Here is a 12492-nt window from a genome sequence, read left to right on the forward strand (position 1 = left end):
TTCGGAATGAAGACGAAGCCGCGGCGCGCCGCAGGGCGCCGCCGGCGCTTGAGGCCGTCCAGGCCGCGCGCGAGGCTTCGTCCGGCAGGAATGCCGGCAGAAAGGGCAGTATTGTAGCATCCCTTGCAAAACGGCTTCGTCGGCATGGCCCGCGCGGCGCTCGGCGCGGCTCGGCCGCGTCCCGCGGCGCGCGTTCCCCGCTCAGCCCTTCTTGCGCTTCGTCCGGATCTCGCTGCAGTCGCCGAGCACGGGCGGCGCTTTCTCGCCCGCGATTTCGTCGTACAGGTTCGCGTCGCGTCCCTTCGTCCACCAGACGTAGCGGCCCGCCTGATAGCGGACGCCCGACGCCGACACGGTATCGACGAACAGCAGCCGCGATCCGTTGACGGGCACGAGCGCGAAGCTCTGCCCGTTGTCCGCGCGCCAGTACGACACCCGCATCGGCTTCGGCTCGTTCGTGCACCGATAGACGACCGTTTCGCGCGCGTCGGCGTCGATCTCCTCGACGGTCAGCCGCGCCGCGTGCGCCGCGCCCGCAGCCACGCACAGACCGGCGGCGCCGAGCGCAGCCAGCATTTTCCCGTTCATTCCTTTCCTCGTCGAGCGATGGACGCGCGCCGCACCGGGCGCCGCCATCCAGGCCGTTGCCTCGTCAATCCGGATCGATGACGCCCGCGCACGCGTCGGTCGGCGCCGCCGCGACGTGGCCGACGACAGGCACGATCTTGAGCCCCGCCGACGCGATCCGGCACGGCGCGGCGGCAAGCCCGCAGCCCGCCGTCGACAGACACAATGCAACGATCAACATCCACTTCATTGCCACCTCCTCTCCCGGCCCGCTGCGCGCCCTTCGCGTCGATGTACGCAAGCGCGGCGGCCCGGAAACTTCAATTTGCCGCTTGTGGACCGACGCGGCATCGCGACCGGCACGAACCGATCGCGGCGCCCCGCCGCATCCGCCGATGCGCGCGATGCGCATCGCGCATCGTCAGCGCGCGGACACCGGCCGCACCGCGGCGGCCGCCCGCTTCGCGCGCTCGCGCGCCTCGTCGACGTTCGCGCCCGTCGCGAGCGCGACGCCCATGCGGCGCTTGACGAAGCTCTCCGGCTTGCCGAACAGACGCAGGTCCGCGCCCGGCACCGCGAGCGCGTCGCGCACGCCTTCGAACGCGATGCCCGCTTCGTCGAGCCCGCCGTAGATCACGGCCGACGCGGCGGGCGTCGCGAGCGCCGGCTCGACCGGCAAGCCGAGAATCGCGCGCGCGTGCAGTTCGAACTCCGACTGGCGCTGCGACGCGAGCGTGACGAGCCCCGTGTCGTGCGGGCGCGGGCTCACTTCGGAGAACCAGACGTCATCGCCGCGCACGAACAGCTCGACGCCGAAGATCCCCCGGCCGCCGAGCGCGGCCGTCACGCGATGCGCGATGTCGCGCGAGCGTTCGAGCGCCTTCGCGCTCATCGGCTGCGGCTGCCACGACTCGACGTAGTCGCCCGCGACCTGCACGTGCCCGATCGGCTCGCAGAAATAGGTGCGCGTCTCGAGGCTCGCCGGATCGATCGCGCGCACCGAGAGCTGCGTGATCTCGTAATCGAACTGGACGAAGCCCTCGACGATCACGCGGCCGTGATTCACGCGGCCGCCCGCCATCGCGTACTGCCACGCGGACTCGACGTCGGCGTCGCGCTTGACGACCGACTGCCCCTTGCCCGACGACGACATCACGGGCTTCACGACGCACGGGAAACCGATCCGCGCGACGGCCGCCTTGAATTCGTCGAACGACTGCGCGAACGCGTACGGCGACGTCGGCAGCCCGAGCGTCTCGGCCGCGAGCCGGCGGATGCCCTCGCGGTTCATCGTGAGCTGCGTCGCGCGCGCGGTCGGAATCACTTCGGCGATGCCGGCCGCTTCGATCGAAGCGAGCGCGTCGGTCGCGATCGCCTCGATTTCGGGCACGACGAGATGCGGACGCTCCGCGTCGACGAGCGCGCGCAGCGCGTCCGGATCCGTCATGTCGATCACGTGCGCGCGATGCGCGACCTGATGTCCGGGCGCGTTCGGATAGCGGTCGACGGCGATCACTTCGACGCCGAGCCGCTGCAACGCGATGATGACTTCCTTGCCCAACTCGCCCGCGCCGAGCAGCATGACGCGCGTGGCGGACGGCGAAAGCGGCGTGCCGAGCCGCTGACCGATCTGCATGAGATTTCCCGCTGGATGATGGATGTCGAAAACGACTTGCGATGTTAACACGCAGGGCCTGTGCGCCGCCCGTCGATTTGGGCGGTTGCGGCCGTCGGCGGGCGGGCGGCGGCGGGCGCGCCGCGCGGCGGCTCGCGGGCGCCGGGACGTCGCAACTGCGAAGCTTTGCAGCCGCACCTTCCGCTCGCTCCTGCGCTCCGCGACCATTGCAGCCCTTTGCGACCTTCGCGACTTTTACAGCCTTCGCAACTTCCCCGCCGTCGCGCCATCCACGAAATGACCGGCGGCTTCGACGCGCGTCGGAAACCCCGGCATCGCCGAGCACTCCGAGGTCCCCGCGCGCCAACGACGCTCGCGACGACACTTTGGCGTCGCATACGCGTCGCAAAGCCACCCACCGCACGACCATCGCAACGATCCGACGCAATCCTTCGCAACGCGCCGCATTGCCCGCGAATCGCGCAAGAAACGCACCGCGTCATCGCCGCAAGACGCACGAACGAACGCGTGCGGCGACTGTCCGCTCGCGTCGGACGACGCTAGTGCGTTACCCTTACGGCTTCGCCAGCAACATTGAAGATTCGAAGAGGAACGAGGCCATGTTCAATTCATCCGCAGCCGCGCGCATGCGCTTTCGCGTTGTCCGCTCGCTGCGCGCGCCGCTCGGTGCGCTGACCGTCGCCGCGCTTCTCGCCGCCTGCACGATGCCGACTCATCCCGACTCGAGCGCCCCCGCCCCCGATCCATTCAATCCCGCGACGATCCAGCTGATCGACGACACGAGCTGGGAGCTCGTCAACTGGCGCAATGCCGACGGCTCGCAGCGCGACGTCCCGCACGGCGACAACGGCGAGCCGATCAAGCTCGCGCTGTCGACGCAGTCGGGCGTGCGGCGCGCGGCCGGCTTCTCGGGCTGCAACCGCTACGGAGGCACCTACGACGTGAAGAACGGCGTGCTGAGCTTCGGCCCGCTCGTCGGCACGCGGATGGCGTGCATCGCGCCGGCGCGCACCACGCTCGAGCGCGACTATCTCGCCGCGCTCGGCCACATCGCGAAGGCCGGCGTGCAGATGCGCGATCCTCAGCAGTTGATCCTCATCACCGACGACGGCGCGACGCTGACGTTCGCGCGCCGCGACAGCAAGTAAGCCGCGCCGCCGCGCGACGCGCGGCGGAAGGCCCTGCCGGCGATGCGGACGGCGGGCGCCGCCCGCCGGGTCGCGCGCCCACGAGAACGGCGCGACGACGCGCGCCGTTCTCGAAAGCATCTTCGTCGACCGGTTAAACTCGACGGGGTCGCGCGTCGCGCCCCGTCCTCCTCCAGTTTCTGAGCATGCAAACGGTAGTTCTCGGCTGGTTCGGCTTCTCGGCCGTCTGGTTCATTCCTCTTTTCTGGCGGCTCGTCAAGGCGATGCTGCCGGGCGGCGGCGGCCTCGCGGGCCACGGCTCGATCCGGCTATGGCTCGGCTTCTTCTGCGTGCTCGTCGCGAGCTGCACGCTCGCGACCGCGCTGCCGGGCGACGCGACGACGAACGCGCTCGGCCACGCGCTCGCGGGCGGCTTCGAACGAGTGTTCGGACACATCGGGACGCCGCTCGCGATGGTCGTGCTGTTTTTCGTCGGGCTGCCGTGGCTCGTCGGCGTCCGCTGGCAGCAGGTGAACGCGTGGCTCGACGCATCGTTCGGGATCCGCTTCGCGCGCGAGCGCGGCGACGACGAATCGCGCGGCGTCGCGGACCTGCCGCGCGCCGCGCTGCATCGCGACGACGACCGGCGCGTGCGTCGCGCAGCCGACGTGCAGCCGACGACCGCGCACACGGTCAACTCGATGGCGCCTCGGCAGAACGGCCGCTTTTCGCGGCCGACGCTGTGGAAGCCGAACGACGCGCCGCGCGGCGATCGACGCAACGCCGCCGCGGGCGGCGCGGCGCGAGCCGCGGTGGAGCCGACCGCGTCCTCCGGGTGGCTCAAGCCGGGTGCGCCCGCGCGCGGCGCGGCGTCGGCGGCCGCGATGACGGAAGCGGCGGCCAGCGGCGTCGCGAAGGCGGCCGCGGCTGGGGCCGCGGCGCCCGCGACCGGATTCTCGAAGGCGGCGGGCAATGCAATGACGACGGGCGAGCCGGCGAAAACGGCCGGCGCCGCCATGCCCGTGAGCAGCACGCCCAAAGCGGCCAACCCGACGACGGCGACGATGCCGGCGAGCGGCGTGCCGAAAGCTGCGAGCCCGGCGACGCAAGGAAGCACTGCGGCGAAAGCACCGCATCCCGTCTCGGCCGCGCCTGCGACCGGCCCGGCAAGGGCCGCGGGAACGATGCCGGCAGGCGGACTCGCGAAGCCGGCAGGCGTCGCCGCATCGGCAGGCGGCGCGGCCACTCCGCTCGGCACGCCCGTTCCGTCCGGCGCGCCGCACGCACCGTTCGCACCGGCTGCGGCCGGCATCGCCAAGCCGATCGGCTCGACCGCGGCCGTCGCGGCGATCGGCAAACGGTCGGGCCCGCGTCCCGCCACGCCCGACGAGCGCTTCGTGCTGCGCCGCCCGGCGACGCAGGCCGCCGTGTCCGCGGCCCGCAATCGGCCGATGACGTTCACGCCGTCGCGGCAGGCTGCCGTCGCGCCGCGCAACCTCGCCGCGACGCCGCTGCAGCCCGCCGCCCGCGCGCCGATCGCCGCGCCCGTCGCCGAATCCGCGCGCAAGCGGCCGGCCGGCCCGGCGCGCGCGCCGCTCTACGCGTGGACGGAAAAGCCCGCGGAACGCATCGCGCCCGCAGCGAGCGTGCACGAGACACTGCGCTCGATCGAGGCCAACGCCGCACAATGGACGGCGATCGCCGGCGCGACGGGTGCCGCCCCGGCGCCGGAAGCGGCGCGCGCGCCGTCCGTGCCGCCGTCCGTGCCACGGGCCATCGAGGCGGCGGCGGTTGCATCGAGCATGCCGGCGGCAGAGGAAATGACTGCGGCTGCGGTTTCTCCCGTCGTCGAGACTGCCGCACCGGCTGTCGATGCAGCCAGGTCGACGGTCGACGCCAATGCCGCCTCCCGTGCCGATGCCGGCGCGCTCGCCGCCAAATCGGCGGTAGCCCCAGCCGTCGACGTCACGGACGAGATCACGTCCGCTGAAGTCGCGGCCGCATCGGTCGATGCCGCTCGCGGCATCGACGTCGGCACGCCCGTCGCGCATGCCCGCGAAGTCGGCGCGGCCGGACAATCCGTGCCGCCGGCCGCTGAAACGGATCACCGGATTGACGCGTCCGTCATACCCGCCACTGCCGCCAATGCCGCCGTCGAACACGCCGCGCCCGTCGCCGATGTCGACGCGCCTGTCGACAATCCGGCGGAGCGGAACGTTGCATCCGCCACGGCATCGGCGTGCAACGTCATAGCCGACGCCACGGCCGTTGCAACGGCCGTCGCGCCGATCATCGCCGAAGCGGTCCAGCCGGCCACGGCGACAAAACTCGCATCGGCTGCGATGTCCGACACAGACGACGCCAAAAATGCGGCCGGCGCGCCCGATGCGAAGTCGCGAGCCGACGCCGCGCCGCATGGGCCCGCGCTCGACATTGCCGACACGCCGTCGTCGAACCAGGAACCGGCGGCCGCGTTCGCGGCAGGCGAGCAGCGATCCGTGGCCGCGCCGAGCGTCGCTCCCGCGTCGCCAATTGCCGCCCCGACCGCGGCAGGCGCCGCGCTGGCCGCCACGTCGAACGACGGCGCCGCCGACCGCAAGCCGATCGCGCCGGCCAACGACAACAGCGCGCCAGCCGTGCCGCAACCGGCCGTCGCTTTCGACTCACGCGCGATAGCGAGCACTTCGCAGGCCGTCGACACGCGAAGCGCGATCGCGCCGTGGGAAGACGCGGTTGACGCCGGCGCCCCGGCCGCCTCTTCCGCGACGGCGCAAATCGAATCGCACGCGCAAACGCAATCGGCACAAGCTGCGGCCGCGATCAGTGCGGCCGCCTCGCAACCGACGCCCGCCGAGTCGTCGGCCGGTGCTGCAACCGCCCTGCCCCGGCCGGGCGACGCCGCGCGCCCCGCGACGAGCGCTCGGAACAGCGACGCATTGGCCGCGACCGGAAACGCGACCGCGCCGATGCCGGAGAAGACCGCGGTCGTATCGAACGAGTCGAAGGCTCAGACAATGCCGGCGACGGCCGCGTCGCCGATTGCTTCGACCGCTTCGACCACCTCGGCGGCTTCGCTCGCTGCGCCTCCTTCTTCAACGCAGACCTCGACGGGCAATGCCGCCGGCGCAGTCGGCATGGTCGGCGCGGCCGTCGGCATGCTGGACGCCGCCCGTGCGGCGGCAGCGACCGCCCCGAGCGCAGTCAATCCGGCTGCGGCGATTTCGTCTGTCCGCGCGCCGAACGCGACCACGCCACCCGCCGGCACGCCCGGCGCAATCCCGCAGCCGAATGCCGCGCGGAACGCGTCGAACACGGCTTCGCCGTACGTCGCCGCGCCTGGTGCGACCGCGACGCCCTACAGCGCGCCCGGCGCGATCGCGACGGCCGTCCCCCCATCGAGCCCGGTCGCGCCGCCCATCGGCGCGCCGAATGCCCAGCCAGCCGCAGTTGCGCCAAGCGCCGTCGCGCCGACCGTCGCCGCGGCGGGCGTTGCCTCGCCGATCGTCGTCGCCGCGCCCGCCGTCACGTCGAACGCAATCACGTCGCCCGCCAGTGCACCGTCCGTCGCGCCGGGCGTGAGCACGCCGACGGCCGCAACGACGGGCGTCGGCGCTTCCGGCGCAGTCGCCTCGCCGAGCGTCACGCCGCCGAACGTCGCCGCATCGCACGCGCCGATGCCGCCCGGCCACGTGTCGAGCGTGCCGAACGCAGCCGTGCCGAGCTTCGCCGGACCGACCGGCGCGGCCCCGGGCCAAGCCGTGCCGACCTCGGCGACCTCTGCCGTCGCACCAGCCGCCGTCGCACCAGCCGCCGCCGCACCAGCCGTTGTCACGCCTGCCACCGTCGCACCGGTTGCCGGCGCGCCCGCCGCAGCCGTGCCGGGCGCTTCGCCGTGGTCACCGTCGCCGCACGCCGCCGCACCGGGGGCGCCGGAAGCACCCGGCACGCCAGGCGCACCGACCATCCCGCCCGAGTCGGCTGCCGTCGCCGCGCCGTCGAACGCCGTCTCCGCCGAGCCCCCCCGCCCCACGCTCCAGCCCGGCCCGAACGCGTTCGCATTCCACGCGCCCGCCGCGTCGAACGTCGAACTGCCGACGCTCGATCTGCTCGAACCCGCGTCCGACACCATCGAGGCAATCTCCGACGAGCATCTCGCGCAAACCGGCCAGATCATCGAGCAGCGCCTGCAGGAGTTCAAGGTGCCGGTGACGGTCGTCGGCGCGTCGGCCGGCCCCGTGATCACCCGCTTCGAAATCGAGCCCGCGCTCGGCGTGCGCGGCAGCCAGATCGTCGGCCTGATGAAGGACCTGTCGCGCGGCCTCGGCCTCACGTCGATCCGCGTCGTCGAGACGATTCCCGGCAAGACCTGCATGGGCCTCGAACTGCCGAACGCGAAGCGGCAAGTGATCCGCCTGTCCGAAATCCTCGCGTCGCGCCAGTACCAGCACTCGGCGTCGCAGCTCACGCTCGCGATGGGCAAGGACATCACCGGCAACCCGGTCGTCACCGATCTCGCGAAGGCGCCGCACATGCTCGTCGCCGGCACGACCGGCTCGGGCAAGTCGGTCGCGATCAACGCGATGATCGTGTCGCTCCTCTACAAGGCGACGCCCGAGGACGTGCGGCTCATCATGATCGATCCGAAGATGCTCGAGCTGTCGGTCTATGAAGGCATCCCGCATCTGCTCGCGCCCGTCGTCACCGACATGAAGCTCGCCGCGAACGCGCTCAACTGGTGCGTCGGCGAGATGGAGAAGCGCTATCGGCTGATGTCGGCCGTCGGCGTGCGCAATCTCGCGAGCTTCAACCAGAAGATCCGCGACGCCGCCGCGAAGGAAAAGAAGATCGGCAACCCGTTCTCGCTCACGCCCGACGATCCGGAGCCGCTGTCGCCGCTGCCGCTCATCGTCGTCGTGATCGACGAGCTTGCCGACCTGATGATGGTCGCCGGCAAGAAGATCGAGGAGCTGATCGCGCGGCTCGCGCAGAAGGCGCGCGCGGCCGGCATCCACCTGATTCTCGCGACGCAGCGTCCGTCCGTCGACGTGATCACGGGCCTCATCAAGGCGAACATTCCGACGCGCGTCGCATTCCAGGTGTCGTCGAAGATCGATTCGCGCACGATCCTCGACCAGATGGGCGCCGAATCGCTGCTCGGCCAGGGCGACATGCTGTTCCTGCCGCCCGGCACCGGCTACCCGCAGCGCGTGCACGGCGCGTTCGTCGCGGACGAGGAAGTGCACCGGATCGTCGAGTATCTGAAGCAGTTCGGCGAACCGCAGTACGAGGAAGGGATTCTCGACGGGCCGAGCGCCGAAGGCGGGGCGCAGGATCTGTTCGGCGAGGCGCCGGACGCGGAGGCCGATCCGCTCTACGACGAGGCCGTCGCGTTCGTCGTGCGTACGCGGCGCGCGTCGATCTCGTCGGTGCAGCGGCAGTTGCGCATCGGCTACAACCGCGCGGCGCGGCTCGTCGAGCAGATGGAGGCGGCGGGCCTCGTGTCGCCGATGGGGATCAACGGCAGCCGCGAGGTGCTCGCGCCGCCGCTGCCCGAATAAGCGCGCCGGCGCATGTGCCGCGCGGCACGGCTTCGACGCCGCGCGGCGCGACGCAATGCAGCAAAAGGAAACCCCCTCGCGTATCGCGAAGGGGTTTTCTTTTTCGATTTCTCGAACTCGAACGGACGACCGGAACGAACGCGGCGCCCGTCTCTTTCCTGCCGGATCCGACCGGCCGCGGCGGCGTTCGCGCGCGCCGCGCCCCGCCCGGCGTTACCGCACCGGCACGAACTTGAAATCGACCGGCTTGGCGACCTCGATCTTCGCCGGATTCGGCTCGAGCCGGCCGCTCGCGACATCGCGCCGGAACACGAACACGCTGTCGCTGTCCTGGTTGCCGACGACGAGCCACTTGCCGCTCGGGTCGATCGCGAACTCGCGCGGCGTCCTGCCGAGGCTCGATTGACGGCCGACGAGCTTCAGCTTGCCGTCGGCCGCGCTCACCGCATAGATCACGATGTCGTTCGCGTCGCCGCGGTTGCTCGCATACAGGAAGCGCCCGTCCGGCGACAGGTGCAGCGCGCCCCCGCCGACCTTGCCGGCGAAGCCCGGCGCCGTCATCGACACGGTCTCGACGTGCGCGAGGCGGCCGTCGTCGTAGCGATACACGTCGACCGACGCGTTCAGCTCGTCGGTCACGTAAGCAAACCGCCCGTTCGCGCCAAACACGAGATGGCGCGGACCCGAGCCCGGCTTCACGAGCGTGTAGCGCGCATCGGTCGGGCCGACGAGCCCGCGGCTGCCGTCCGGCGTGTAGCGGTACGAATAGATCTTGTCCGCGCCGAGGTCCTGCACGAACAGATACTTGCCGTCCGGCGAGAACACCGCCGAATGGACGTGCGCGCCGTCCTGGCGCCCCTTCACGGGGCCCGTGCCCTCGTGATGCACGTTCAGCACGGCGGCGCCGAGCGCGCCCGTCGCTTCGACCGGAAACACCGAGAAGCTGCCGCCAGGATCGGACGCGACCGAGTAGTTCGCCGCGACGAGATACTTGCCGTCCGGCGACAGGCTCAGGTAGCACGGATCGTTCCCTTCCGACGACACCCGGTTGACGAACGCGAGCGCGCCCGTCTTCGCGTCGAAGTCGAATGCGCTGACGCCGCCGCGCACGCTCGCGGGACCGGCGTCGCCGGGCAGCTCGTTGACCGTGTAAACGTGGCGGCCGTCGCGGCTCGCGACGAGGTACGACGGGTTCTCGGTCTTCGCTGACGACACGGGCGTCATGCGCCCCGAATCGGTGTCGAAGCGATACACGTAGATGCCTTCGCTGCCCGAGCCCGTGTAGGTGCCGACGAGCAGGTTGTAGACGCCGCCCGCGGGGCCGGCGCTCGCATCCTGTGCGAACGCATGGACGCTCAGGAGCGGCAGCGCGAGCGCGAAACCTTTCATCCAGTAACTTAGCCTAAGCGGGAAAGCGAAAGACGAAGGCGCGTGAGCGCGTTGGGTCATCGGAACCTCCTTGCATCGATCCGTCTCAAGTGATGTGATGTTGCGAAGCGCGGGCCGTCCGGACGGCCCGCGCGGCGCCGTCCGCCGGAGTATACGGGCCCCCGCTTGCCGCCGTACAGCGCGGCGCGGGTGTGCCCAGATCGTGAACGACAGGATTGTTGGAGGATCGTCGCCCATGCCCGCCCTCATTGAAGACTACGCCCTCGTCGGCGACGGCCACACGGCCGCGCTGATCTCCCGGGACGGCTCGGTCGACTGGCTATGCTGGCCCCGTTTCGATTCCGGCGCATGCTTCGCCGCGCTCGTCGGCACGCCCGAGCACGGCCGCTGGCTCGTCGCGCCCGCCAACGACGTCCGCGTGAGCTCGACGGCGCGCCGCTACCGCGGCGACACGCTGATCCTCGAAACCGACTACGAGAGCGACGAAGGCGCCGTCACGGTGATCGATTTCATGCCGCCCGACAGCGGCTGGTCGGAGCTCGTGCGGATCGTCGTCGGCCGGCGCGGCGAGATGAAGATGCAGATGCAGCTCGTGTTGCGTTTCGACTACGGCTTCTCGGTTCCGTGGGTCACGCGGCTGCCGCGCGAAGCCGGCGTGAAGGCGATCGCCGGTCCGGACACGGTCGTGCTGCGCACGCCGGTGCCGCTGTCGGGCGAGAACCTGCATACGATCGCCGATTTCACCGTGAAGGCCGACGAGCGCGTGCCGTTCTCGCTCAGCTACGCGGCGTCGCATCTGCGGCTGCCGCCCGCCCGCGAGCCGCTGTCGATGCTCGCGCGCACCGAGAACTACTGGCTCGAATGGTCGACGCGCTGTCCGTTGCGCGGCCGCTACGCCGCGGCCGTGCGCCGCTCGCTGATCACGCTGAAGGCGCTCGCGTACGAGCCGACGGGCGGCATCGTCGCCGCGCCGACGACGTCGCTGCCCGAACAGCTGGGCGGCTCGCGCAACTGGGACTACCGCTACTGCTGGCTGCGCGACGCGACGATCACGCTGCTCGCGCTGATGCGCGGCGGCTACTACGACGAGGCGCGCGCGTGGCGCGCGTGGCTCGGCCGCGTGATGGCGGGCTCGCCCGAGCAGATCCAGATCATGTACGGGATCGCGGGCGAGCGGCGCCTGCCCGAAATGGAGCTCGACTGGCTGCCGGGCTATCACGACTCGCGGCCGGTGCGGATCGGCAACAACGCGGCGAACCAGTTGCAGCTCGACGTCTTCGGCGAAGTGATGGCCGCGCTGCACGTCGCGCGCGTCGGCGGCCTGCAGGCGGACGACACGGTCTGGTCCGTCCAGACGACGCTGCTCGCGCACCTCGAGAAGATCTGGCGCGAGCCGGACGAAGGCATCTGGGAGACGCGCGGCGGCCGCCGGCACTTCACGTTCTCGAAGGTGATGGCGTGGGTCGCGTTCGACCGCGCGATCAAGTCGGCCGAGATGTTCCGCCTGCCCGCGCCGCTCGACCGCTGGCGCGCGGTGCGCGATGAGATCCACGCGGACGTCTGCGCGCACGGCTGGAATCCGCGCGTGCGCGCATTCACGCAAAGCTACGGCAGCGACGCGCTCGACGCGAGCGTGCTGATGCTGCCGCTCGTCGGCTTCCTGCCCCCGGCCGATTCGCGCGTCGTGGACACGGTCGCCGCGATCGAGCGCGGCCTGATGCACGACGGCCTCGTGCTGCGCTACCACACGACCGAATACGACGACGGCCTGCCGCCCGGCGAAGGCACGTTTCTCGCGTGCAGCTTCTGGCTCGTCGACAATCTCGCGCTGCTCGGCCGCATCGACGACGCGCACGCGCTCTTTCGGCGCCTGCTGTCGCTGACGAACGACCTTGGCCTCCTCGCCGAGGAATACGATCCCGCCACGCGGCGTCAGGTAGGGAATTTCCCGCAGGCGTTCTCACACGTCGGGCTGGTGCACACGGCGTTCAACCTGATGCATCACGAAGAGGAGATGCTGCGCGCGGCCGGCCAGCCGACGCCCGCCGATGCCGTCGCCGGACGCTGATGCCGATTCACGTTTGCACGACAAACGTAAGAGAACGTCAGATGTCGAGGTATCCCTCGGAAATGCGGGTATGCTGCGTTGCGACACCCCTCATTGTTCGATATGATCGGTCGCGACTGATTCGATCTTAGGAGCGAATCGGTCCGA

At 71.0% G+C, this 12492-nt stretch carries 9 protein-coding genes and 3 pseudogenes; 4 read left to right on the plus strand and 8 right to left on the minus strand.

Going from position 1 to position 12492, the window contains the following annotated elements:
* Positions 1-201: 201 nt before the first annotated feature.
* The 3 genes from BG90_RS02325 to purT form a co-directional block, all read right to left on the minus strand.
* Complete coding sequence (locus BG90_RS02325) at positions 202-588, minus strand: MliC family protein (RefSeq protein WP_010114468.1); 387 nt, start codon at positions 586-588, stop codon at positions 202-204.
* 64 nt (positions 589-652) lie between these two features.
* Complete coding sequence (locus BG90_RS36595) at positions 653-817, minus strand: DUF6726 family protein (protein ID WP_010102389.1); 165 nt, start codon at positions 815-817, stop codon at positions 653-655.
* A 171-nt stretch (positions 818-988) separates the two neighbouring features.
* Positions 989-2203, minus strand: coding sequence for a formate-dependent phosphoribosylglycinamide formyltransferase (gene purT / locus BG90_RS02335; RefSeq protein WP_010114467.1), 1215 nt, complete (start codon positions 2201-2203; stop codon positions 989-991).
* Between the two features lie 599 nt (positions 2204-2802).
* Here purT and BG90_RS02340 point away from each other — a divergent pair.
* Both BG90_RS02340 and BG90_RS37990 read left to right on the plus strand, forming a co-directional pair.
* Entirely contained in the window at positions 2803-3351 is a 549-nt protein-coding gene (locus BG90_RS02340) for an META domain-containing protein (protein WP_010102384.1), read from the plus strand.
* 185 nt (positions 3352-3536) lie between these two features.
* Positions 3537-5525: pseudogene (locus BG90_RS37990) on the plus strand (DNA translocase FtsK 4TM domain-containing protein); the annotation flags it as partial.
* Here the strand turns inward: BG90_RS37990 and BG90_RS37995 are convergent.
* From BG90_RS37995 to BG90_RS38005, 3 genes are all read right to left on the minus strand, one after another.
* On the minus strand, positions 5435-6031 hold the full coding sequence (locus tag BG90_RS37995; RefSeq protein WP_107950828.1) for a hypothetical protein: 597 nt from the start codon (positions 6029-6031) through the stop codon (positions 5435-5437). The pseudogene BG90_RS37990 and the gene BG90_RS37995 sit on opposite strands and share 91 nt — an antisense overlap.
* A gap of 306 nt (positions 6032-6337) precedes the next feature.
* On the minus strand, positions 6338-6643 hold the full coding sequence (locus tag BG90_RS38000; RefSeq protein ID WP_107950830.1) for a hypothetical protein: 306 nt from the start codon (positions 6641-6643) through the stop codon (positions 6338-6340).
* Between the two features lie 42 nt (positions 6644-6685).
* Positions 6686-7162, minus strand: a complete 477-nt coding sequence (locus tag BG90_RS38005; protein WP_107950832.1) for a hypothetical protein — start codon at positions 7160-7162, stop codon at positions 6686-6688.
* Positions 7163-7355: 193 nt separating this feature from the next.
* Here BG90_RS38005 and BG90_RS38010 point away from each other — a divergent pair.
* Positions 7356-8888 (plus strand): annotated as a pseudogene (locus BG90_RS38010) (DNA translocase FtsK); the annotation flags it as partial.
* 213 nt (positions 8889-9101) lie between these two features.
* On the opposite strand, the gene BG90_RS02350 reads toward BG90_RS38010, so the two are convergent.
* Together BG90_RS02350 and BG90_RS38015 are read right to left on the minus strand one after the other, a co-directional pair.
* Positions 9102-10277, minus strand: coding sequence for a lactonase family protein (locus BG90_RS02350; RefSeq protein ID WP_010114463.1), 1176 nt, complete (start codon positions 10275-10277; stop codon positions 9102-9104).
* 56 nt (positions 10278-10333) lie between these two features.
* A pseudogene (locus BG90_RS38015) lies at positions 10334-10557 on the minus strand (hypothetical protein).
* Between BG90_RS38015 and BG90_RS02355 the strand changes: the two are divergent.
* Positions 10513-12345, plus strand: a complete 1833-nt coding sequence (locus tag BG90_RS02355; RefSeq protein ID WP_010114462.1) for a glycoside hydrolase family 15 protein — start codon at positions 10513-10515, stop codon at positions 12343-12345. The pseudogene BG90_RS38015 and the gene BG90_RS02355 sit on opposite strands and share 45 nt — an antisense overlap.
* Positions 12346-12492: the final 147 nt, after the last annotated feature.

It is taken from the genome of Burkholderia oklahomensis C6786 (assembly GCF_000959365.1).
GTDB lineage: Bacteria > Pseudomonadota > Gammaproteobacteria > Burkholderiales > Burkholderiaceae > Burkholderia > Burkholderia oklahomensis.